Source organism: Micromonospora sp. B006, assembly GCF_003408515.1.
GTDB lineage: Bacteria > Actinomycetota > Actinomycetes > Mycobacteriales > Micromonosporaceae > Micromonospora > Micromonospora echinospora_A.
In genome coordinates, this window is the sequence record NZ_CP030865.1 from 1962095 (window position 1) to 1982672 (window position 20578).

The 20578-nt window shown below is 74.3% G+C and carries 23 protein-coding genes; 5 read left to right on the forward strand and 18 right to left on the reverse strand.

The window, feature by feature from the left end; all coding sequences use genetic code 11:
* Nucleotides 1-23: 23 nt before the first annotated feature.
* The 7 genes from MicB006_RS09430 to MicB006_RS09460 all read right to left on the reverse strand — a co-directional run bounded on the left by MicB006_RS09430 (nucleotide 24) and on the right by MicB006_RS09460 (nucleotide 6791).
* Complete coding sequence (locus MicB006_RS09430) at nucleotides 24-782, reverse strand: type III pantothenate kinase (RefSeq protein WP_030504826.1); 759 nt, start codon at nucleotides 780-782, stop codon at nucleotides 24-26.
* Nucleotides 783-791: 9 nt separating this feature from the next.
* Complete coding sequence (gene nadC / locus MicB006_RS09435) at nucleotides 792-1688, reverse strand: carboxylating nicotinate-nucleotide diphosphorylase (protein WP_116505304.1); 897 nt, start codon at nucleotides 1686-1688, stop codon at nucleotides 792-794.
* A gap of 59 nt (nucleotides 1689-1747) precedes the next feature.
* Nucleotides 1748-3436: an L-aspartate oxidase gene (locus MicB006_RS09440; protein WP_116505306.1), complete on the reverse strand. Its 1689-nt coding sequence runs from the start codon at nucleotides 3434-3436 to the stop codon at nucleotides 1748-1750.
* 61 nt (nucleotides 3437-3497) lie between these two features.
* Nucleotides 3498-4391 (reverse strand): septum formation family protein, encoded by an 894-nt coding sequence (locus MicB006_RS09445; RefSeq protein WP_116505308.1) that lies wholly within the window; start codon nucleotides 4389-4391, stop codon nucleotides 3498-3500.
* 170 nt (nucleotides 4392-4561) lie between these two features.
* Nucleotides 4562-4990, reverse strand: coding sequence for an aspartate 1-decarboxylase (gene panD, locus MicB006_RS09450; RefSeq protein ID WP_116505310.1), 429 nt, complete (start codon nucleotides 4988-4990; stop codon nucleotides 4562-4564).
* Between the two features lie 29 nt (nucleotides 4991-5019).
* Nucleotides 5020-5862, reverse strand: coding sequence for a pantoate--beta-alanine ligase (gene panC / locus MicB006_RS09455; protein WP_116505312.1), 843 nt, complete (start codon nucleotides 5860-5862; stop codon nucleotides 5020-5022).
* Nucleotides 5862-6791: a Rossmann-like and DUF2520 domain-containing protein gene (locus tag MicB006_RS09460; protein ID WP_116505314.1), complete on the reverse strand. Its 930-nt coding sequence runs from the start codon at nucleotides 6789-6791 to the stop codon at nucleotides 5862-5864. The genes panC and MicB006_RS09460 overlap by 1 nt, the downstream gene beginning before the upstream one ends.
* A 192-nt stretch (nucleotides 6792-6983) precedes the next feature.
* Between MicB006_RS09460 and MicB006_RS09465 the strand changes: the two genes are divergently transcribed.
* Together MicB006_RS09465 and MicB006_RS09470 are read left to right on the forward strand one after the other, a co-directional pair.
* On the forward strand, nucleotides 6984-8060 hold the full coding sequence (locus tag MicB006_RS09465; protein ID WP_192900276.1) for an SAM-dependent methyltransferase: 1077 nt from the start codon (nucleotides 6984-6986) through the stop codon (nucleotides 8058-8060).
* Nucleotides 8057-9226, forward strand: coding sequence for an NADH-quinone oxidoreductase subunit D (locus tag MicB006_RS09470; RefSeq protein WP_184679779.1), 1170 nt, complete (start codon nucleotides 8057-8059; stop codon nucleotides 9224-9226). Before MicB006_RS09465 ends, MicB006_RS09470 begins: the two co-directional genes overlap by 4 nt.
* 28 nt (nucleotides 9227-9254) lie before the next feature.
* On the opposite strand, the gene MicB006_RS09475 is transcribed toward MicB006_RS09470, so the two are convergent.
* The 4 genes from MicB006_RS09475 to MicB006_RS09490 all read right to left on the reverse strand — a co-directional run bounded on the left by MicB006_RS09475 (nucleotide 9255) and on the right by MicB006_RS09490 (nucleotide 13784).
* A complete protein-coding gene (locus MicB006_RS09475; RefSeq protein WP_116505318.1) occupies nucleotides 9255-11084 on the reverse strand; it encodes a hypothetical protein in 1830 nt (609 codons plus the stop codon).
* A gap of 133 nt (nucleotides 11085-11217) precedes the next feature.
* A complete protein-coding gene (locus MicB006_RS09480; protein ID WP_073829218.1) occupies nucleotides 11218-12222 on the reverse strand; it encodes a glycine betaine ABC transporter substrate-binding protein in 1005 nt (334 codons plus the stop codon).
* 153 nt (nucleotides 12223-12375) lie between these two features.
* Nucleotides 12376-13098 carry an ABC transporter permease gene (locus MicB006_RS09485; RefSeq protein WP_116511289.1) on the reverse strand — a complete coding sequence of 241 codons (723 nt, stop codon included), beginning with the start codon at nucleotides 13096-13098 and terminating at the stop codon, nucleotides 12376-12378.
* Nucleotides 13095-13784: an ABC transporter permease gene (locus MicB006_RS09490; RefSeq protein WP_073829219.1), complete on the reverse strand. Its 690-nt coding sequence runs from the start codon at nucleotides 13782-13784 to the stop codon at nucleotides 13095-13097. The genes MicB006_RS09485 and MicB006_RS09490 overlap by 4 nt, the downstream gene beginning before the upstream one ends.
* Nucleotides 13785-13786: 2 nt before the next feature.
* Between MicB006_RS09490 and MicB006_RS09495 the strand changes: the two genes are divergently transcribed.
* Nucleotides 13787-14779, forward strand: a complete 993-nt coding sequence (locus MicB006_RS09495; protein ID WP_116505320.1) for an ABC transporter ATP-binding protein — start codon at nucleotides 13787-13789, stop codon at nucleotides 14777-14779.
* A 6-nt stretch (nucleotides 14780-14785) separates the two neighbouring features.
* Here the strand turns inward: MicB006_RS09495 and MicB006_RS09500 are convergent, their stop codons facing one another.
* From MicB006_RS09500 to folP, 7 genes are all read right to left on the reverse strand, one after another.
* Nucleotides 14786-15277 (reverse strand): hypothetical protein, encoded by a 492-nt coding sequence (locus tag MicB006_RS09500; RefSeq protein WP_116505322.1) that lies wholly within the window; start codon nucleotides 15275-15277, stop codon nucleotides 14786-14788.
* A gap of 83 nt (nucleotides 15278-15360) precedes the next feature.
* The gene (locus MicB006_RS09505) at nucleotides 15361-15663 is read right to left on the reverse strand and encodes a hypothetical protein (RefSeq protein WP_116505324.1); all 303 of its coding nucleotides are present in this window, start codon (nucleotides 15661-15663) and stop codon (nucleotides 15361-15363) included.
* Nucleotides 15664-15722: 59 nt separating this feature from the next.
* Entirely contained in the window at nucleotides 15723-16955 is a 1233-nt protein-coding gene (locus MicB006_RS09510; RefSeq protein ID WP_116505326.1) for an ABC transporter permease, read from the reverse strand.
* Nucleotides 16956-17070: 115 nt separating this feature from the next.
* The gene (locus tag MicB006_RS09515; protein WP_116511291.1) at nucleotides 17071-17559 is read right to left on the reverse strand and encodes a DUF3180 domain-containing protein; all 489 of its coding nucleotides are present in this window, start codon (nucleotides 17557-17559) and stop codon (nucleotides 17071-17073) included.
* A gap of 85 nt (nucleotides 17560-17644) precedes the next feature.
* Complete coding sequence (gene folK, locus MicB006_RS09520) at nucleotides 17645-18172, reverse strand: 2-amino-4-hydroxy-6-hydroxymethyldihydropteridine diphosphokinase (RefSeq protein ID WP_073829224.1); 528 nt, start codon at nucleotides 18170-18172, stop codon at nucleotides 17645-17647.
* Nucleotides 18169-18528 (reverse strand): dihydroneopterin aldolase, encoded by a 360-nt coding sequence (gene folB, locus MicB006_RS09525; RefSeq protein ID WP_043327897.1) that lies wholly within the window; start codon nucleotides 18526-18528, stop codon nucleotides 18169-18171. Before folB ends, folK begins: the two co-directional genes overlap by 4 nt.
* A complete protein-coding gene (gene folP / locus MicB006_RS09530; RefSeq protein ID WP_225980685.1) occupies nucleotides 18525-19493 on the reverse strand; it encodes a dihydropteroate synthase in 969 nt (322 codons plus the stop codon). Before folP ends, folB begins: the two co-directional genes overlap by 4 nt.
* Before the next feature lie 359 nt (nucleotides 19494-19852).
* Here folP and MicB006_RS09535 point away from each other — a divergent pair, with 359 nt between their 5' ends.
* A complete protein-coding gene (locus MicB006_RS09535; protein WP_013288976.1) occupies nucleotides 19853-20167 on the forward strand; it encodes a hypothetical protein in 315 nt (104 codons plus the stop codon).
* Between the two features lie 14 nt (nucleotides 20168-20181).
* Nucleotides 20182-20544 carry a hypothetical protein gene (locus MicB006_RS09540; RefSeq protein ID WP_116505328.1) on the forward strand — a complete coding sequence of 121 codons (363 nt, stop codon included), beginning with the start codon at nucleotides 20182-20184 and terminating at the stop codon, nucleotides 20542-20544.
* Nucleotides 20545-20578 lie beyond the last annotated feature (34 nt).

A 20578-nucleotide genomic window follows, 5' to 3' on the forward strand; every position in this document is an offset into this window, starting at 1 on the left:
AAAAGGGGGCCCTTCCTTACACCTCAGGTGTTGCGGTCGTAGACCATCCGCAGGCCGATCAGCGTGATCATCGGTTCGTGGTGGGTGATGGTGTGGCACTCACCGAGCACCAGCGACGCCAGGCCACCGGTGGCGATGACCGCCTTGACCCCGCCCAGCTCCTCGGACATCCGCTCGACGATCCGGTCCACCTGACCGGCGAAGCCGAAGTAGAGCCCGGCCTGAAGACACTCCACGGTGTTCTTGCCGATCACCGAGCGCGGACGGGTCGCCTCCACCTTGCGCAACTGCGCCGCGCGGGCGGCCAGCGCGTCGAAGGAGATCTCGATGCCGGGCGCGAACGCCCCGCCGAGGAACTCCCCCCGGCTGCTGATCACGTCGAAGTTGGTGGTGGTGCCGAAGTCCACCACGATCGACGGCCCGCCGTAGAGGGTGTACGCGGCAAGCGTGTTCACCACGCGGTCCGCGCCCACCTCCTTCGGGTTGTCGATGGCGAGCTGGACGCCGGTACGGACGCCCGGCTCGACGATCACGCTGGGCAGGTCGGCGTAGTACCTGTCGAGCATGGTGCGCAGCGAGCGCAGCGCCGCCGGCACTGTCGAGCAGGCAGCCACCCCGGTGATCTCCACGGCGTCACCGGCGAGCAGCCCGCGGAACATCAGGCCCAGTTCGTCCGCGGTGGAGCGGGCGTCGGTCTTGATGCGCCACGAATGCACCAGCTTGTCGCCGTCGAAGGTCGCCAGCACGGTGTTCGTGTTTCCGATGTCGATGCAGAGCAGCACAGCGGCAGCCTAGACGTCGCGCAGGTCGAGGGCGATGTCCAGGATCGGCGACGAGTGGGTGAGCGCGCCGACGGAGAGGAAGTCGACGCCCGTGGCGCCGTACTCGGCGGCCATCGGCAGCGTCAGCCCGCCGGTCGCCTCCAGCTCCGCCCGGTCGCCCACCGACGCCACCACCTCGCGCAGCTGCGCCGGGGTCATGTTGTCCAGCAGCAGGAAGCGGGCGCCCGCCTCGACCGCCTCCACCGCCTCGGCCGGCGTGTCCACCTCCACCTGCACCGCGACGTCGGGGAAGGCCTCCCGGACCCGGCGGAACGCGGCGCTGATCCCGCCCGCGGCGACCTTGTGGTTGTCCTTGATCATGGCGACGTCGTACAGGCCCATCCGCTTGTTGGTGCCGCCACCGGCCCGGACCGCGTACTTCTCCAGCGCCCGCAGGCCCGGCGTGGTCTTGCGGGTGTCCAGCACCGTCGCCTTCGTGCCGGCCAGCTCGTCGGCCCAGGCCCGGGTGTGCGTCGCCACCCCGGACATGCGGGACAGCAGGTTCAGCGCCGTCCGCTCGGCGGTCAGCAGCAGCCGGGTCGGCCCGGTAACCGTGGCCAGCACGTCGCCGCGCGCCACCCGCTGCCCGTCGTGGGCCACCAGCTCGACCTCGACCGTACGTCCCGCGCCGGTCACCTCGGCCGCCAGCTCGAACACGGCGGCGGCCACCGGCAGCCCGGCCACCACGCCGTCGGCGCGCGCCACCAGATCGGCCGTGTCCTGCTGCTCGGCCGGGATGGTGGCCACGCTCGTGACGTCGAGGAAGTCGGGCCCGAGGTCCTCGTGCAGCGTGTCGAGGATGATCCGCCGGACCCGCTCCGGGTCAAGGCCACCGTCGCGCAGCGCCTGCTCCGTCGACTCCCTCATCTGCTGTGCCTCCTTCGTTCGCGACTGCGGGGCTCGCAAGACCGGCTCACTCCTCGCGCTCACTGGATCTCCTCCCAGCGCTCGGCCACAATGCCGTCCGTGCCCACCTCGGCCACCAGGTGGCCGAGCCACCTGTCGTCGGCGGTCGGGAAGTCCTCCCGCCAGTGGCAGCCCCGCGTCTCCTGCCGGGCGTACGCGGCGGCGACCAGCGTCGACGCCACTGTGAGCAGGTTCGTCGCCTCCCAGTCGGCGGTACGCGGCACGCCCTGCCCCGCGCCCAGCGCGGTGAGCGTGGCGGCGGTGGCTTCCAGCGTCCGCGCCGACCGGAGCACGCCCGCGCCCCGTGTCATCGCCCGTTGCAACTCCGCCGTGCCGGTCGCCGGCACCAGCGCGCCGGGACCGCCCACCCAGGCGCCGGTCTCGGCGGGGCGAGCCTGCTCGGGCAGCCCGGCGGCGATGTCCTCGGCGATCCGGCGGGAGAAGACCAGCCCTTCCAGCAGGGAGTTGCTGGCCAGCCGGTTCGCGCCGTGCACGCCGGTGCAGGCGACCTCGCCGCAGGCGTACAGGCCGGGAATGGAGGTGCGTCCGCGCAGGTCGGTCCGGACGCCACCGGAGGCGTAGTGGGCGGCCGGCGCGACCGGGATCAGGTCGGTGGCCGGGTCCACGCCGATGGCCAGGCACGACGCCACGATGGTGGGGAACCGCCGGGCCAGGAAGTCGCCGCCCAGGTGCCGGGCGTCCAGGAAGACGTGGTCGGCCCCGCTGGCGAGCAGCACCCGATGGATGCCCTTGGCGACCACGTCCCGGGGCGCCAGCTCGGCCAGTTCGTGCTGGCCGACCATGAACCGCTTGCCGTCGCCGTCGACCAGGTGCGCGCCCTCGCCGCGCAGCGCCTCGGAGACCAGCGGCTGCTGGGCCAGCCCCGCGCCCGGTCCGCCGGGCGGCACGATCAGCGCGGTCGGGTGGAACTGGACGAACTCCACGTCGGTGACCGCCGCGCCGGCGCGCAGCGCCAGCGCCACCCCGTCGCCGGTGGAGACCGCCGGGTTCGTGGTGGCGGCGAAGATCTGCCCCATCCCGCCGGTGGCCAGCACCACCGCGCGGCCGAGGATCGCGCCGACGCCGTCCTCGCTGCCCTCGCCGAGCACGTGCAGCGTGATGCCGCAGGCGGGGCCGAGCCCGCCCGGGCCGTCACCGGGGGCGCGCAGCAGGTCCAGCACCAGGGCGTGCTCGACCAGCCGGATCCACGGGTCGCGCCGTACCGCGTCGTGCAGCGCCCGCTGCACCTCCGCGCCGGTGGCGTCGCCGCCCGCGTGCACGATCCGGTCGGCGCGGTGGCCGCCCTCCCGGGTCAGCATCAGCGACCCGTCCGGGTTGCGGTCGAACTCCGCCCCGATCCGCATCAGCTCGCGCAGCCGGGTCGGGCCCTCGGCCACGAGCGCGCGGACCGCCGCCGGGTCGCAGAGGCCGACCCCGGCCACTTCGGTGTCGTACGCGTGCGCGTCCGGCGTGTCCGCCGGGTCCAGCACGGCGGCGATGCCGCCCTGCGCCCAGCGCGTCGAGCCCTCGTCCATGTCGACCTTGGTGACCACCGTGACGTGCAGGCCCGCCTCGCGCAGGTGCAGCGCTGCGGTCAACCCGGCCACGCCGGAGCCGACCACGATCACGTCTGTCGTCTCCACCCAGCCGGGGGCGGGCGCGGCGAGCAGCCGGGGCAGCGTCGGCAGGTCGACGGTGGGTAGGTCCATGAGCACAGTCAACCCGAAGCGAACTCGGCTCGGGCGCGGGGGGCGTGACCAGTGCGCTCCGCTACCTCGTGCGGCGCGGCAGGGCGACCGGTCCGGCGCCCTTCAGTGAGGTGGTCACCGTACGGTCGCTGAGCCACAGGTAGCAGCGCACGCCCCGGTCGCCGATCGCCCAGCGACCGGCGGCGGGCGGGCGGACCACCACGTCGCTGCGGTAGCGCAGGAACGCGTCGGCGGGCACCCCGGCGTAGCGGGCGATCACGCCGAAGCAGCCGTCGTAGAGGGGAACCCAGTCCTCCGGCTTCTTCGGGTACGGGCGATCCGGCGCGGCCCACACGCCGACGAACTCGGCGTCGTGCGCGACAGCGCAGTCGACAGGGGTGAGCCGCTGCACCCGGCCCGCGTCCCGCGTGGTGCGCTGGCAGCCCAGCCGCAGCGGGGAGGGCGTCTTGAGCGCGTCGCGCAGGCTGCCGGTGCGGGTGACCACGGTGGCCGCCGCCTCGACCGTGTTCAGCTCGGTCAGGTCGCACCGGTACCAACGGGAGCCGGCCGTCCAGCCGAGGGCGGTCGGCACCGCCACCGCCAGCCGGAGGCGTCCGGCGCGCCAGTCGTCACCCACGTATCCGCCGGCCCGCTTGTCGCAGTCGGCGAAGGCGGTACGCATCTCCGGTGAGTCGAGCGCCGGCGGGGTGGCCCGGTCGGCGGTGAACGCCCCGACGTGCACGGTCTCCACGCGGTGCGGCAGCTCGCAGCCGACCGGCGCGTACGCGGCCAGGCCGACGCTCGCTGTGAAGTCGGCGACCTGGCAGACCTCGGCCGCCGGGGTGAACGGCCCTGGGGCGGCCATCGCGCCCCACTCGTCGGTGAGGTCGCCGTCCAGCCCGCCGGTGCCGGCGCAGCCGGTCAGGGCGGCGCTCGCGACCATCGCGGCGACCAGGAAGCTCATCGCACGGCGCATCGCGGCCTCCCCCAGCCGACGACCGTCGATCCCCGACGGTCCGCCCAGGGTAGCCGAAAATGACCTTCCGGTGACAGACCGCGTTTCCTGCCCGCCCGCCCGGTCGATCTTGCACTAACCGCCCCGACAAACCGCCCTGAAGGGGCGACGGGAGGGCCGCAACTGCAAGATCAACGGGGAGAAGCGGCGAGGGGGTTGGGGATGGGGGCGCCTGCGGTGCCGGGGGCGGCTGCGGTCGGGTCCGTGGAGAGGTCTACGACCCTGTTGTCGGCGTTCACGTGGACCACCTTCGGGCGGTACGTGCGGGCCTCGGCGTCGTCCATCTGCCCGTACGAGATCAGGATGACCAGGTCACCGGGGTGCACCAGGTGCGCGGCAGCGCCGTTGATGCCGATCACGCCGCTGCCCCGCCGCCCCGGGATCACGTACGTCTCCAGCCGCGCGCCGTTCGTGATGTCCACGATCGCGACCTGCTCGCCGGGGAGCAGGTCCGCCGCGTCGAGCAGATCCTCGTCCACAGTCACCGAGCCGACGTAGTGCAGGTCGGCCTGGGTCACTGTGGCGCGGTGGATCTTCGACTTGAGCATGGTCCGGAACATCGGGGTGCCTTTCCGCATTCGTGGTGGGGTCAGGGACGCGGCGCGAGGTGGACGGCCGTGTTGTCGATCAGGCGGGTGGCGCCGACCCAGGCCGCGATCAGCAGCCGGGCCGGGCCGGTGACCGGGCCGGGCTCCAGTTCGGTGTCGGTGAGCACCAGGTAGTCGAGACGGGCGTCCGGAGTGTCGAAGGCCCGGTGGGCGGCGGCGAGCACCGCGCCCGCGTCCTCGCCCCGCTCCGCTGCCGTCGCGCCGGCCCGCAGCGCGGCGGACAGGCTCAGCGCGGCCTGCCGCTCCGCGTCCGACAGGTAACGGTTGCGGCTGGACAGGGCCAGGCCGTCCGGTTCCCGTACGGTCGGCACGCCGACGATCTCGGTCGGCACGTCGAGGTCGCGGACCATCCGGCGGACCAGGGTGAGCTGCTGGTAGTCCTTCTCACCGAAGAAGGCCAGGTCGGGCCGGGTGAGCTGGAGCAGCTTCATGACCACTGTGAGCACGCCGTGGAAGAAGCCGGGACGGCTCAGGCCCTCCAGGTCCTCGCCGAGCGGCCCCGGGTTCAGCCGTACCGTCGGTTGCCCCTCCGGGTACATCTCGGTCACCGAGGGCGCGAACACGGCGTCCACCCCCACCCGGCGGCAGATCTCCAGGTCCGTGTCGAGCGTGCGCGGGTAGCGGTCGAAGTCCTCGTTCGGGCCGAACTGGAGCGGGTTCACGAAGATCGTCACGACGACGTGGTCGGCCCGCTCGCGGGCGGCCCGCAGCAGCATCTCGTGACCGGCGTGCAGCGCGCCCATGGTCATCACCACGCCGACCGTGCCGGTCATCGCCTCACGGGCGGCCGCCAGTTCCTTGCGCGTGTGCAGCACCTCGGCCATCAGGCCGCCACCTCGATTCCGTCCAGCACGTCCCGTAGCGCGGCCGCGTCCGCCGGGCGGAGGCGGCCGACCGCGACGGCGCGGTCCGCCGTCCGTCGTGCCAACGCCAGGTAGGGCGGCACGGATTCCGGCGCGGTCCGCGCCAGCCGGTCCAGATGCCGGCGTACGGTGCCCGCGTCGCCCCGGGACACCGGCCCGGTCAGCGCGTCGTCGCCCAGCCGCAGCGCGTTCTCCAGGGCGGCCCGCAGCAGCGGGGCGAGCACCTTCTCCGGCCGCTCCACCCCGGCGTCACGCAGCCGGTCGGACGCCTCGTTGACGAGCGTCACCAGGTGGTTGGCGCCGTGCGCGAGCGCCGCGTGGTAGAGCGGCCGGTCGTTCTCACCGACCCACTCCGGTACGCCGCCCAGGTCGGCCACCAGCCGGGCCGCGAACGCGCGCAGCTCCGCCGGGGCGGTCACCCCGTACGAGATGCCGGGCAGGCGGGACAGGTCGTCCGGCGTACCGGTGAAGGTCATCGCCGGGTGCAGCGCGAGCGGCCGGGCGCCGGCCTCGGCGGCCGGGGCGAGCACCGCGAGCCCGTGCGCGCCGGAGGTGTGCGCCACCACCTGGCCCGGGCGCAGCGCGCCGCTCGCGGCGAGGTCGGCGACCACGCCCGCCAGCGCGTCGTCCGGAACGGCGACGATCAGCAGGTCGGTGGCGGCACGCGCCACGTCGGACGCGGCGCGGTGCGGGGTCTCGGGCAGCAGCAGCGCGAGCCGGGCCCCTGTCGCGCCCGAGGCGCCGGACGCGGCGACCACGCGGTGGCCCGCGGCGGCGAGGGCCGCGCCCAGCGTGGCGCCGACCCGGCCGGCGCCGAGCACGCCGACGGCGAGGGTACGCGGGAAGACGAGCGGGCCGGCGGTGGCCCGGTGGCGCAGCGGTGCGCTCATGGCAGCGATCCAGTCCTCGAAGGGGGTACCGGTCGATGGCAAGTATGCGCCCGGGTGACAGACCGGAAACAAGAAGGTGTGAAAACCTTCACCGGCCGCCCGAAGGGGCCGCTGCGGTGGCGGGCAAACCTCCCTTTCGGGTACGTCCCGTAGGGTCGGCGGGTGACCACCCCGCTGCGCTGGCGCGACGCGATGGAGCAGGCGCTGTACGGGCCGGAGGGGTTCTTCGTCTCCGGCGCCGGGCCCGCCGCGCACTTCCGCACCAGCGTGCACGCCTCACCCGTCTTCGCTGCCTGCGTGCTGCGGCAACTCGAAGCGGTGGACGTGGCACTGGGGCACCCGGACCGGCTGGACGTGGTGGACGTGGGCGCGGGCCGGGGCGAGCTGCTCCGGGCGCTGCTCGCGCAGGCCGCGCCGGACCTGGCCGCCCGGCTCCACCCGGTAGCCGTGGAACTGTCGGTCCGCCCACCGGACCTGCCGCCCGAGATCGACTGGCGGCACGACATCCCCGAGGACATCACCGGCCTTCTCCTGGCCACCGAATGGCTGGACAACGTCCCGCTCGACGTGGCAGTCCACACGCCCGCAGGCTGGCGCCTCCTCCTGGTGAACCCGAGAACCGGCGAGGAGACGGTGGGCCCGGCCCCATCCCCCGCCGACACCACCTGGCTCACCCACTGGTGGCCCCCGGCCGCCCTGCCTACCGCCCCGGTGATCAAGGAGTTTGTGGCGGCGGAGGGCCCGGATCAGGACACAAACTCCTTGATCAACGCCGTCGGCGGGGGTGAGGGCGGGGGCGGGGTTGGTGGGCGGGTGGAGATCGGGTGGGCTCGGGACCTCGCCTGGGCTGGGGCTGTCGGGCGGGTTGCGCGTGGGCTGGCGCTTGCCGTGGACTACGGGCATCTGCGGGAGTCGCGTCCCCTGGACGGGACGTTGACCGGGTATCGGGGTGGGCGGCAGGTGCCGCCGGTGCCGGACGGGTCGTGCGACGTGACGGCGCACGTCGCCATGGACTCGGTCGCCTCCGCCGGTGAACGGGTCGCGCGGTGCGCGTACTCCCTGGTCTCGCAGCGGGAGGCGCTGCGGGCGCTCGGGGCCGACGGCGGGCGACCGCCGCTGAGCCTGGCCTCCCGCGACCCGGCCGGCTACCTGCGGGCGCTCGCCGCGGCGTCGGCGGCGGCCGAGCTGACCGACCCGGCCGGGCTCGGCGGGCACCTGTGGCTGCGGCAGCCGGTCGGCGTCGCGCTCGACGCGGTCGTGGCACGATGACGGGCATGACCACGGACGCCGCCGACCTCCGCGAGCTCACAGTCGGCACCGGCGCGGGCGGTGAGCAGCTCGGCACCGACATGGTGCTCAACATCGGGCCGCAGCACCCGTCGACGCACGGCGTGCTGCGGCTGCGCCTGGTGCTCGACGGGGAGCGGGTGGTCGCCGCCGAACCGATCGTCGGCTACATGCACCGGGGGGCGGAGAAGCTCTTCGAGGTACGCGACTACCGGCAGATCATCGTGCTGGCGAACCGGCACGACTGGCTGTCGGCGTTCTCCAACGAGCTGGGCGTGGTGCTCGCCGTCGAGCGGCTGATGGGCATGGAGGTGCCGGAGCGGGCCACCTGGCTGCGGATGGCGCTGGCCGAGCTGAACCGGGTGCTCAACCACCTGATGTTCCTCGGCTCGTACCCGCTGGAGATCGGCGCGATCACGCCGATGTTCTACGCGTTCCGGGAACGGGAGACCATCCAGGCGGTGATGGAGGAGGTCTCCGGCGGCCGGATCCATTACATGTTCAACCGGGTCGGCGGCCTGAAGGAGGAGGTGCCGTCCGGCTGGACCGGGCGTGCCCGCGCCGCGATCGCCGAGGTGCGCCGCCGGATGCCGGACCTGGACAACCTGATCCGGCGCAACGACATCTTCCTGGCCCGTACCGTCGGGGTCGGTGTGCTGTCCGCCGCCGACGCCGCCGCGTTCGGCGCGTCCGGGCCGGTCGCCCGCGCCTCCGGGCTCGACCTGGACCTGCGCCGCGACGAGCCCTACCTGGCCTACGACCAGCTCGACGTGCCGGTGGTGACGAAGACCGCCGGGGACTGTCACGCCCGCTTCGAGGTGCTGCTCGACCAGGTGTACGTCTCGCTCGACCTCGCCGAGCAGTGCCTGGACCGGGTGGACCGGATCAGCGGCCCGGTGAACACGCGGCTGCCGAAGGTGCTGAAGGCGCCCGAGGGGCACACGTACGCCTGGACCGAGAACCCGCTCGGCATCAACGGCTACTACCTGGTCTCGCGGGGCGAGAAGACGCCGTGGCGGATGAAGCTGCGCACCGCCTCGTACGCGAACGTGCAGGCGCTGTCGTCGCTGCTGCCCGGCTGCCTGGTGCCCGACCTGATCGCCATCCTCGGCTCGATGTTCTTCGTGGTCGGCGACATCGACAAGTGACAGCCGCCCCGGTATGGGCGGCCGGCGCTCAGCGCCAGCGGTCGGCCGTGTCCCGCTGCGGCCGGCCGCGCTCCGGGCCGCGCCACTCCGGTTCCGGCTGACGCCACTCCGGCTCGGCCGGACGCCACTGGGACTCGCCCTGGCGCCACTCCGGCTCGGGTTGACGCCAGTCCGGCTCGGGCTCGCGGCGCTGCGACTCGGCCGGACGCCACTCCGGCTCCGCCGGACGCCACTGTGGTTCCGGCTGACGCCACTGCGGCTCGGGCTCGCGGCGCTCCGGTTCGGGCTGGCGCCACTCCGGGGGCGGCTGGCGCCACTCCGGCTGGCCGCTGCGCTGGGTCGGTGGCCGCCACTCGTCCGGCACCGGCACCCCGCCCGCCGGCAACGCCGGGTGGCTCTCCCCCGGCCGGCGGCCGTCACCCGGCCCGCTCGCGTCCGCCCCGCCGCCGCGCACCGACGCCCACCGGTCCTCGACCCGGTACTCCGTGCCCGCGCTGTCGGCGTGCACAGCGGCCCGCCGCTCCCCGAGGCGGATCTCCCGGCCCACCCCGTCGTCGCGGACCGCCGCCCAGCGGTTACCCGCACGCAGCTCGGACCAGTGGTCGCCGTCCGCCGGGTCCCGGCCGGCCGGCGCGTCCAGGGCCCCGGGCGCGGCGGGCTCACTGTGCCGCGCGGCCGGTGACCAGGCCGGAGCGTCGGTCGCGCCGCCCGGCGCCCAGCCGGCCCGGTCGTCGCCCGGCCACTGTCGCTGCTCCTCCGCCACAGCCCGGCCCTGGTCGTTCGACAGACGGCCGCCCGCGGACCAGCCCTGCTCCCCGCCGACACCCGCCCACGGATGCTCGGCGCCCGCACGTCCGGCATCGGTCCAGGGGTGCCCGTCGCGCGGCCGCGAGCCGTCGTCCCGCGAATCCCCGTCCCGGCGGACGTGCCCGGAGCGACCGCCGCCGGCCGGGACGCCCCAACCGCTCTCGTCCGTGCCGGTCCACCCCGCATCGGCCCGGTCCTCACGGCCACGCTCGCGATGCGCCGCGCCCCGGTGATCGGCCGGGTCGCCGCCCCGGGAGCGGTCCTCGTCCGACCAGACGCCGGGGAATCCGCCGTACCGGGACCCGGTCGGCTCGGCGCCACCGCCGACGATGGTGTGCCGGGTGGTGACGTGCACGGTCTCGGTGTGGTGGACCACGCCCACCGGGCGGGACTCCGGCCGGGCGGCCAGCTCGGACACGCGCGCCGACCCGTACACGCCGCTCGCGGGCCGGTCCGGCGGGCGTACCGCCGCCCGCGCCGGCTCGGCGTCATGGCGGCCAGCCCGTGGCGGTTCGCCGTCGTGCTCGCCTCCGTAACGGCCACCGGAGTACGCCGGGCGCGCCGGTTCGTCCTCGTCACGGCCGCCCGGGTGGCCCCGATCCGCCTCGTACGCCCCGGCGGCCGGCACCCGGGCCGCGCCGCTCGGGCGCTCCTGGGCGGGCGCGGAGGCCAGTCCGGCGGCGGCCGCGTCGAGCCGGTGCCGCACCGCCCCGGCGACCTCCTCCGCCCGGCGCGCCTGGTCCAGCGCCTGGTTGCCACGTTGAGCGGCGGCCACGATCTCGGCCCGCAGCTCCCGCCGAAGCTGCTCCAGCTCCTCGCGCAACTCCTCGGACGCCGCGCCACCCGAACCGCCCTCCGGTCGCAGCGCGACGGAGAGACCGATCAGCACGACGGCCATGATCGCCATGACGGCGCCGAGGCGAAGCGAGCCGTTGCCGTCGGCGACCAGCAGGATGAGCGCCGCCAGCGGCGCGAGCCCCACACCGGCCCAGAACAGGACGGTCAGCGCAGAGGGGTTGCGCTTGTCGGCGGAAGCGACCGAGGCGGGCATGGCTGAGCACAGTACCGAGAGTTCCACCTGAGGGGAACGGGTCGGCGTGACTCGATGTGCGGGCCCGCTGAGCAGGCAACCGCCCGGAGTGCGCCACCGGCCGACGCGCGTGGCGCCGGCCGGTGGCGGCGCGTCAGCTCGTGGCCAGCGCGGCGTCGGAGGAGAAGACCAGGCCGACGCTCGCGGCACCGGTCTTCAGCGCGTTCTTGGTCTGCGGGCCGCCCGCGTCCAGCGAGCTGAACGAGCCCGCCTTGAAGTCGTAGACCTCGACCAGACCGGCCTGGCACTTCGGGCGCTGGGGGCACTCCGGCGGCCCGGCGAGCACGGTGGCCTGCCCGGAGCACTTCGCGGCCAGCTCGGAGAGCGTGGACACGCCGTACTTGTCGGCGAACGCCTTGGTCACCGCGAACGCGTTCTGGTCCTGCGCCTGGGACGGCTGGCCGAAGACCAGGCCGGCCTTGTCCCCCTCGGTCTTCAGCGCCGCGACCGTCTTGTCCAGCTCCGGCGAGGAGACGGGCTGGGCGTCCTTGCCGTTGGCCTTGGTGTTCAGGAACTCCGCCATGGTGGCGGCGTACTCCGGCACGACCTGGATCTGCCCCTTCTCCAGGGCCGGCCCGTAGAGCTCGCGGTTGCCGATGGTCTGCACCTTGACCTGGTAGCCGGCCGCCTCCAGCGCGATCTTGTAGAGCTCGGCGATGGTCTGGCTCTCGCTGAAGTTGCCGGCGCCGACGGTGATCTGGCCACCCGGCCCCTTCGCGATCCCGTCGGTCACGCCGTTGGCGGACGCGAACTCCTTCGCCGCCGCCTGGGGCGTCTTGCGGTCGACGTCGACCGCCCGGTTGAGCTGGATCAGCTTGGGGGTGTCGAGCTTCGCGGAGACGTTGTCCAGCGCGGCGACGAGCTGCGGGGTGGCCGCCTTCGCGTTGATCGCCGGGATGACGTTGTCGGTGTTCTGGAGCTTCTTGTCGTCGGTCAGGACGACGAGCTGGTCGCCCGCCACCGGAGCACAGCCGGCCCCCGAGGCGCCCTGCTCGGGCGCGTCGGTGCCGGACGAGCCGGCGTCACCGCAGCCGGTGAGGAGTGCGGCCGCGGTGAGTGCGCCGAGCGCCCCGGCGGCCAGTCGTGTACGCGCGCGCATGAGTGCCCGCCTTCCGTGTCCCGGCGCGACCCGATCGGGCCGGCCGCGTGTCCGACGGGCGAACCGGACGGCCACCCGCGACTCCAGCCAATATCTTCCAGAGGCGACCGACAAACCCGGAGCGGTTTTCGTCACCCGATCGTCACCGGCGGCTCAACTGCCGGTCGTCGCCGCCGTCGCGCGACGGTTCGCCCGGCGGCGGGCCGGGCGCAGCGGGCGCGGCGTGACCACCCGCTCCACGATCGCGAGCAGCCCCTCGACCAGCAGCGCCAGCCCGGCCACCAGCACCCCGCCGGCGATGATCTGGCCGCCGCCGGCGGCGATGTCGAGCCCGAAGCCGGCCCGGATGATCTGGCCCAGCCCGCCGCCGTTGACGAACGACGCGAGCGCGGCGGTGGCCACCACCTGCACCGCCGCGGTGCGGAAACCGGCCGCCAGATAGGGCACGGCCAGCGGCAGTTCCACCCGGCGCAGCACCTGCGCGCCGGACAGCCCCATCCCGTGCGCGGCGTCCCGCGCCTCCGGGTCGGCCTGCCGCACCCCGGTGTACGCGGTCGCCAGCAGCGGCGGCACCGCGAAGACCGCGAGCGCCACCACCACCGCCGGCCGGCCGAAGCCGAGGAAGGTCAGCGGGAGGATGGTCAGCAGGGCCAGGGTCGGGATCGCCAGCGTGACGTTGGAGACCAGCAGCACCAGCCCGCCGCCCCGGCCGCTGTGCCCGAGCCAGAGACCGATCGGCCAGGCCACCAGGCACCCGAGCAGCACCGCCAGGGCGGACATGCTCAGGTGCTCGCCGAGACGGTCCAGCACGCCGCCGGGATTGGTCCAGTTCAGCGGGTCGTTCAGCCAGACGACCGCCTGCTCGACGGGGTTCACCGGGCGGACCTCCCACGCAGCCACGGGGTCAGCAGGCGGCCCGCGCCGGCCAGCACCAGGTCGAGCACCAGCGCCAGCAGCACGCACAGCACCGTGCCGGTCATGATCTGTGCCTTGTAGAAGTTGTTCTGGAAGCCGGCGAAGATGAGCTGGCCGAGCCCGCCCCGGCCGACCACCACACCGACGGTGACCAGCGCGACCGTCGACACCGTCGCGAGCCGTACGCCGGTGAGGATGCCGGGTAGCGCCAGCGGCAGCTCGATCCGGAACAGCCGCCCCCACCGGCCGTACCCCATGCCCTCGGCGGCCTCCCGCACCTCCGGCGGCACCTGGTTCAGCCCGGCCAGCGCGTTGCGCACGATGACCAGCAGCGCGTACAGCGCCACCACGGTGAGCACGGTGATCGCGCCAATGCCCAGGTAGGGCGCGAGAAAGGCGAACAGCGCCAGCGACGGGACGGTGTAGAGCACCCCGGTCACCGCCAGGATGGAGGCCGACAGCGACCGGAACCAGTACGCCAGCACGGCGAGCGGCAACGCCACCAGCGCGGCGATCACCACGGCCCGGGCGGTCAGCCAGGTGTGCTCCCGCAGCGCGGCGAGGATCGTGTCAGAGTTGTCCCGCACGTACTGCCAGGAGAACCACGGATTACCCGGGTCGGCCCGGTAGCTCAGGTGGAGGAACACACGTGGACGGTACCCCGGGGAGCACCGCCGGAGGCGGCGCGGCGTCGATCACCCTGGAGCGCATCCGCAAGCGCTACCCGGACGGCACCGAGGCGGTACGCGAGCTGAGCCTGCAGGTCGGCGCCGGTGAGCTGGTGGTCCTGATCGGCCCGTCCGGCTGCGGCAAGTCGACGGTGCTGCGGATGATCAACCGGCTGATCGAGCCGACCGGCGGGCGGATCCTGCTCGGCGACGACGACGTCACACGGGTCGACCCGGTGGCGCTGCGCCGCCGCATCGGGTACGTCATCCAGAACGTCGGCCTCTTCCCGCACCAGACCGTCTCGGCGAACGTGGCGACCGTGCCGGGGCTGCTGGGCTGGCCGAAGCAGCGCACCCGCGCCCGGGTCGGCGAGCTGCTGGAGCTGGTCGGCCTCGACCCGGCGCAGTTCGGCCGGCGGTACCCGCACGAACTCTCCGGCGGGCAGCGGCAGCGGGTCGGCGTGGCCCGGGCGCTCGCCGCCGACCCGGTGGTGCTGCTGATGGACGAGCCGTTCTCGGCGGTGGACCCGATCGTCCGTACCCGCCTGCAGGAGGAGTTCCTGCGGTTGCAGGCCGAGGTACGCAAGACCATCGTGCTCGTCACGCACGACCTCGACGAGGCGGTCCGGCTGGGCGACCGGATCGCGGTGCTCTCCGAGGGCGGCCGGCTGGAGCAGTACGACACGCCCGCCGCGCTGCTCGGCTCGCCCGCCTCGGACTTCGTCCGCGAGTTCGTCGGCGCCGACCGGGGCATCCGGCGGCTCGCCGTCACCCCGGTGACCCGCGCGGTGCTCGACCCGCTCCCGGCCGACGGGGGCGCCGGTCTGCCCACTGTGGCGCTCGGCGACTCCGCGTACGACGCGCTCGGCGCGCTGCTCACCTCCGGCGCGGAGCACGCCGTGGTGACCGAGGAGGGCCGGGCGGTGGGCCTGCTCGCCCGCACCCGGGTGCTGACCCTGGGCGCGGTGGACTGAGCGGGGTCAGGCCCGGCCGCCCAGGCTGGCCAGCCCGACGATCCAGCCCGCGAAGAAGCCGTACGTGACGCCGGTGCTGGCGGACTGGAACGCGGCGAACAGCGAGCCGTGCGGGCCGAGGAGGGTGGCGAGCAGGGCGCTGAGCCCGGCGGCGAGCGCGTACGCACCCCAGCCGGACAGGAACTGGCTGCCCGAGGACGTCACCCGGTCGGTCTGCGGCCCGGGCAGCAGGTAGAGCAGCGCCGCCGCCAGCACGATCAGCAGGATCGCGCGCAGGTTGGTGGCGAACACGCCCTCGTCGGCGTGCCACCGCCAGGACGGCCAGGCCAGCAGCCGCAGGAACCAGCCACCGGCGCCGGTCGGGTCGGTGGCACGCTGCGCCCAGTCCACGTACATCGGACTGCCGCCGACGGCGACGAGCAGGAACGCGGCGAGCGTGCCGGTGCCGGCGGCCGAGCCGTACCGGGAGACGGTGCGGGGGCGGTTGCTCAGAGCCATGCGGCGGTCAGTTCCCGGCCGGTCCCGCCGGGCAAACCTGCGCAACCGGTCGGCAGCCGTCGGCCGGCGGGCCGTCATCGGCGTCAGTGCTTCATCAGGTAGTCGATGAAGGCGGCGCGCAGCAGCGGCGCGGACTCCTCGTAGCCGTGCCCGGTCAGCTCGCGCCAGAGTGCGTTCGCCTCGTCGATGGTCGGGCCGATCGAGTTCGGCGCGCCGTCCAGCGCGGCGGCCTCGTCCGCGTTGGGCAGGTGCCGCAGGACCGACCAGAAGAAGCCCACGTCGCGACGCTCGCGGGCCAGGTTGAACGCCTGCTCGCGCAACTCCTCGGTGGAGAGCTTGTCGAGCTCGTCGAAGGTGCGGCCGCCGGGGGCAGGAGTCTCGGTCATGCCGCCGAGCCTAACCGGCGAGATCAGCTCCGGCCCGCCGGACGCACGGCCCCGTCGGGTCAGCGCTCGTCCGCGTCCCAGCGCCGGGGCTCGCTCTCCCAGCGCGGAGCCTCCCACGCCTCCACCGGGGTGTCGTTCTGGCGTACCGGCAGCACCGACGGCCAGGCGTCGGCCGGCTCGGGCGCCGGGGTCATCCCCCAGCCGCCGCTCGTCGCGCCGTCCCGCAGCGGGCGGGCCGGCACCGGCGCCACGGCCGCCGGCGGCGCCGGGCGGGGCCGGCCGAACGTCTCCACCAGCCGGGTGACGAGCAGCCCGGCGCCGAGCGTGGCGCCGCCCAACGCCCACCGGCCGATCGACCAGCCCTGCGGCACGGTCCAGGCCAGGAACATCACCACCAGGCAGACCGCGAGCATGGTGCCGAAGATGCCGCCGCGGCGCCCGTACGCGCTGGTGCCACCGAGCATCACCGTGCCGACCGCCAGCACCGTCCAGTCCAGGCCGGTGCCGGGCCCGACAGCGCCGTCCCCGTTCGCGGCGATCAGCACCCCGCCGAGCGTCGCCAGCACCGTGGACCCGACGAGCGCCAGCGCGGTCACGGTGGCGGCGACCGCGCCGCGGCGGCGGGCCGGGTCGACGACCGGCCGGAACCGGCCGATCAGCCGGCGCACCGGCATCATCGCGGCGAACAGGCCACCGAGGACGGCCACCGCGGCGAAGCCGACGAAGAGGTACAGCGCGTTGCGGCGGGGGTCGTAGTCACCCTGGACCGCGACCGGCACGCTCCGGCGCTCCAGGTAGACGATCACGCCGGCCGCCCCGGCCAGGCTCGCCGCCCAGCCGGGCACGTGCAGCACCACCACGGCCAGCGCGAGCGCCAGCCCGGCCGCCGCAGCGATCGCGAGCGCCGGCAGCAGCGCCTCCCGCATGCCCCGGTCGCCCTGCTCGGCGAAGTGCAGCGCGGCGGCCAGCGCGACCGGGCCGACCGCCAGGTTCACCGCGCCGGCCCGCATGCTCAGGCCCGCGGCGAGGGTGAGCAGGCCGAGCGCGGCCACGTCGACGAGCAGCGTCTTCAGGGAGCCGCCGCGCAGCGCGTCCGCGTCCTGCCGCCAGAGCAGCCAGGTCACCGCCACCAGCGCGGCGAGCAGCAGGAATTCCCAGAGCACGTGCACCGCGATGCGGTCCCGGCCGGGCTCGCCGTGCGCCGGGTCGTCGAAGACGTGCTCCAGTACGGCGGCGGGCACGCCGGACGATGTCTCCGGCGGCGTTGTCCGACCCGCGTCGTCGTACGCCATAGACCCGCGCCTCCCAGGTGGCCGCGTCCGGCCCACGGGCGGGCGGACCGTGGCGGCCGTCGCTCTCCGGTCGCCAGGGACGGTACCGCCGGGCCGGGGTGTGGGGAACCCCGGATCAGAGACGCCCGCGCGGCGTCTCGCGGTCGCCCGGCTCGCGGTCCTCGTCGTCCTCCTGCTCCGGCACCCGGCAGGAGCGTTCCAGCCAGAGCGCGGCGGCGACGAGCGCGAGCGACGCGATCAGACCGCCGAGCGCGGCGGGGCGATCGCTCTGGGCGGCGTTGGTCCGCTCCACGAAGAGCCAGCCGGTCAGGCCGGCGTAGAAGCCGGCGAAGATGGCCCCGGCCAGCGCGGACGCCTTGGCCAGCACCACGAACCGGGCGACCAGCAGCGGGTTCACCGGCTCCCGGCCGGGCCGCCGCTCGATCCGGCTGCGGGTGTTGACCGCCGCGTAGCCCTCCAGCACGGCCAGGCCGGCCAGCGTGATCACCGGAAGCCAGGGCAGGTCCGGCGCGAAGTCGTAGTAGAAGCCGCTGATCAGCAGCCAGGCCACCGCGGCGGCGGCCAGACCGGCCACCACGAGCGTGGACGCCCGGGTCGGACCCATCCGGAAGCGGTCGGGCCCCTGCGGGGAGCGGTCGGTGCTCACCGCGCCTCCTCAGCTCGCCACTGCCGGGCCACGCTCCACCGGGTCATGTGTCCGACTCTAGCGTCAGATCGGGTCGCGGGCTCAGTTCCAGGGCGTCACCGGCCAGCGGCTCGGCGTTGAGCAGATCGGTCAGCCAGCCGTGCCCGGGGAGCCGGCCGTGCGGCTCGATGTCGATCCACGGGCGCAGCACGAACGCGCGCAGGTGGGCCCGGGGATGCGGCACTGTCAGCTCGGGATCGTCGCGGAGCACCGGCTGCCCGGCGTCGTCCCAGACCGCGATCACGTCCACGTCGAGCGTGCGCGGCCCGTACCGCCGCTCCGGGTCGCGGGCGCGCCCGGCCGCCGCCTCCGCGGCCCGGGCGCGGGCCAGCCAGTCCTCCGGCGCCGCCGCCGGGTCCGCGACCATCACCACCGCGTTCAGGTACGCGGGCTGGTCCGCGTCCCCCCACGGTGGAGTCTCGTAGACGCCGGAGACCAGCAGCACCCGGTCGCCGAGCGCGGCCACCGCGCCGCGCAGGTGGCCGAGGCGGTCGCCCAGGTTGCTGCCGATCGACAGCACGGCCCGGGTCACCGGGTACGCCGCATGGTGACCGCCACGTCCCGGAAGGCGTGCGGGATCGGGGCCTCCGGCTTGTGCACCGTCACCGTCGCGGCGGCCACCAGCGGTTCGGCCAGGCACACCGCGAGCAGCCGGTCGGCGAGCGTCTCGATCAGGTTCACCGGCTCGCCGGTGATCACCGCGACCAGCCGTTCGGCCAGCTCGCCGTAGTGCACGGTGTCGGTCACCTCGTCGGAGCGGGCGGCCGGTCCCAGGTCCAGTTCGAGCACCGCGTCGACCACGAACTCCTGCCCCTGGGCGCGCTCGAAGTCGTAGACGCCGTGCCGGCCGTGCGCCCGCAGGCCGGTCAGTTCGATCCGGTCGGTCATCTGTCGCCTCCGCTCGTGCCGATGGCCGCTTCCGCCGCCCGGGTGCCGCCGGTCGCCGCTTCCGTCTGCTGCCCGCCGGCGGTGACTGCCGTCGGCGACGCGGTCGCGCGCCGTGGGCCGGTCGCGGTGGCGAGCCGCGGGCTGCCGGTGGCCCGCCAGACGGCGAGCGCGTCGGCGGTGCCGCGGACGTCGTGCACGCGTACCCCCCAGGCGCCGGCCGCGACGGCGAGCACGCTCGTCGCGACTGTGGCGGCCTCCCGCCCGGCGGTGGGCCGGGGCTCGCCCGCCGCGTCGGCGAGCAGCCGGCCCAGGTAGGACTTGCGGCTGGCCCCGAAGAGCACCGGGAAGCCCAGGTCGACCAGCTCGGGCAGACGGGCGCTGAGCGCCCAGTTGTGCGCGGCGGTCTTCGCGAAGCCCAGGCCCGGGTCGACGATGATCCGGTCGGCGGCCACCCCGGCGGCGAGCGCGGCGTCGACCCGCCGGCTCAGCTCGTCCCGGACCTCGGCCACCACGTCGGTGTACGTGGCCAGGTCGCGCATCTCCCGGGAGTGCCCCCGCCAGTGCATGAGCACCCAGGGACAGCCGGCGTCCCGGACCACCCGGGCCATGTCCGGGTCGGCGAGGCCGCCGGAGACGTCGTTCACCACGTACGCGCCGGCGGCGAGGACCGCCTCTGCGACCCGGGCCCGGCTGGTGTCGATGCTGACCCGGATGCCGGCGGCGCTCAGCTCACGGACCACCGGCAGCACCCGGGCGGTCTCGGTGGCCGCGTCGATCCGGTCGGCGCCGGGCCGGGTGGACTCGCCGCCCACGTCGATCAGGTCGGCGCCGTCGGCGCGCAGTCGCACCCCGTGTGCGACGGCCGCCTCCAGATCGGCGTATCTGCCGCCGTCGGAGAAGGAGTCGGGCGTGACGTTGAGGACGCCCATCACCACCGGGGTCTCCGCCCGTACCAGATCGGTCACGGAGCCGACAGTACCGGTCGCCGGCAGGGCTTCCGGCGACCGGGCGAGCCGCCGACGCAGCAGCCCTGACATGCGGATTGGAACAGGTGTACGATCGGTCTTCAGGGCGATTCGGGGTCGAGTCTTCACGGCTTGTCGCAAAGGTGGCCGGGCCGTACGCTTTGGAATTGCCCAGCATCGAGATGACGAAGCCTGGAGGGAGGGCCGAAGCGGGAAGAATCCGCCCATAACTCACCACCCAGCGTGGTGGGTCACGGACACAGCGTCGACGACTGCCGTGTCCGCCGAGCACCATCCCGCCAGGCTTGCCTACTTGCACCAACGCGGCACCGCCGGCCGCGACCTTGGGGAGGTTTCCAGTGATCGCCATCGAGCTCATGGCAACGGCGTCGAGCGCCGTGGACCACGCGCTCCACACCCTGGCGTCGACTCCACTCGCCGAGCCGGCACCGAAGGGCATCGACACCGACAACGTCGTCACCTTCTTCGCCAGCAAGATCGCGCCGATCCTGCTCGCCGTCCTCGGGGTGATCTTCATCGGCCGGGCCAGCCGGGGTGAGATCTCCAAGGTGCTGACCAGCTCGGCCATCGCCATCATCGGCCTGGCCTTCATCGCCGGCGCCGCCACGCTCTTCTTCGTCGGCGACTACCTGATCAACCTGATCTTCGAGTAGGACGCTGGGCGACGATGCGGCTGCGCACCGACGACGACATCTACCGGGCACGCCTCGTCTACCTGGGGCCGCCCGGGTACACCCTTCCCGTTCACCTGCCGTACGCCCAGTACGGCCTGTTCATGCTGCTCGTACCCCTCTACATATTCATCCACTGGCTGTTCACGCTCCAGGTCGAGCTCTTCCCCGCCTGGGAGATCTCGCTGGCGATCGTGACCACCTCGTTCATCTTCCGGTACGTCGACCCGGACCGGCCCGCGCGCATGGTCATCCGGACCGCGCTGACCGACTGGCGACGCACCCGGGAACCGGCCACCGAGCAGCGGGACCCGCGGCTCGTCGCGAGCCGGATCAGGATCCGGGAGGAACTGGCATGACCGGGCGTACGACAACCGTGCAGACGAACGACGC

What these genes read in the sequence shown, in the direction of transcription:
- MicB006_RS09475 (WP_116505318.1), bottom strand. Translation starts at nt 11,084, where the DNA reads ATGCCCGCCTCGGTCGCTTCCGCCGACAAGCGCAACCCCTCTGCGCTG.
- panC (WP_116505312.1), bottom strand. Translation starts at nt 5,862, where the DNA reads ATGGCCGAGGTGCTGCACACGCGCAAGGAACTGGCGGCCGCCCGTGAG.
- MicB006_RS09510 (WP_116505326.1), bottom strand. Translation starts at nt 16,955, where the DNA reads ATGGCGTACGACGACGCGGGTCGGACAACGCCGCCGGAGACATCGTCC.
- MicB006_RS09500 (WP_116505322.1), bottom strand. Translation starts at nt 15,277, where the DNA reads ATGGCTCTGAGCAACCGCCCCCGCACCGTCTCCCGGTACGGCTCGGCC.
- MicB006_RS09460 (WP_116505314.1), bottom strand. Translation starts at nt 6,791, where the DNA reads ATGAGCGCACCGCTGCGCCACCGGGCCACCGCCGGCCCGCTCGTCTTC.
- nadC (WP_116505304.1), bottom strand. Translation starts at nt 1,688, where the DNA reads ATGAGGGAGTCGACGGAGCAGGCGCTGCGCGACGGTGGCCTTGACCCG.
- MicB006_RS09505 (WP_116505324.1), bottom strand. Translation starts at nt 15,663, where the DNA reads ATGACCGAGACTCCTGCCCCCGGCGGCCGCACCTTCGACGAGCTCGAC.
- MicB006_RS09465 (WP_192900276.1), top strand. Translation starts at nt 6,984, where the DNA reads ATGGAGCAGGCGCTGTACGGGCCGGAGGGGTTCTTCGTCTCCGGCGCC.
- MicB006_RS09480 (WP_073829218.1), bottom strand. Translation starts at nt 12,222, where the DNA reads ATGCGCGCGCGTACACGACTGGCCGCCGGGGCGCTCGGCGCACTCACC.
- MicB006_RS09440 (WP_116505306.1), bottom strand. Translation starts at nt 3,436, where the DNA reads ATGGACCTACCCACCGTCGACCTGCCGACGCTGCCCCGGCTGCTCGCC.
- MicB006_RS09445 (WP_116505308.1), bottom strand. Translation starts at nt 4,391, where the DNA reads ATGCGCCGTGCGATGAGCTTCCTGGTCGCCGCGATGGTCGCGAGCGCC.
- MicB006_RS09515 (WP_116511291.1), bottom strand. Translation starts at nt 17,559, where the DNA reads ATGGGTCCGACCCGGGCGTCCACGCTCGTGGTGGCCGGTCTGGCCGCC.
- MicB006_RS09540 (WP_116505328.1), top strand. Translation starts at nt 20,182, where the DNA reads ATGCGGCTGCGCACCGACGACGACATCTACCGGGCACGCCTCGTCTAC.
- MicB006_RS09470 (WP_184679779.1), top strand. Translation starts at nt 8,057, where the DNA reads ATGACGGGCATGACCACGGACGCCGCCGACCTCCGCGAGCTCACAGTC.
- panD (WP_116505310.1), bottom strand. Translation starts at nt 4,990, where the DNA reads ATGTTCCGGACCATGCTCAAGTCGAAGATCCACCGCGCCACAGTGACC.
- folB (WP_043327897.1), bottom strand. Translation starts at nt 18,528, where the DNA reads ATGACCGACCGGATCGAACTGACCGGCCTGCGGGCGCACGGCCGGCAC.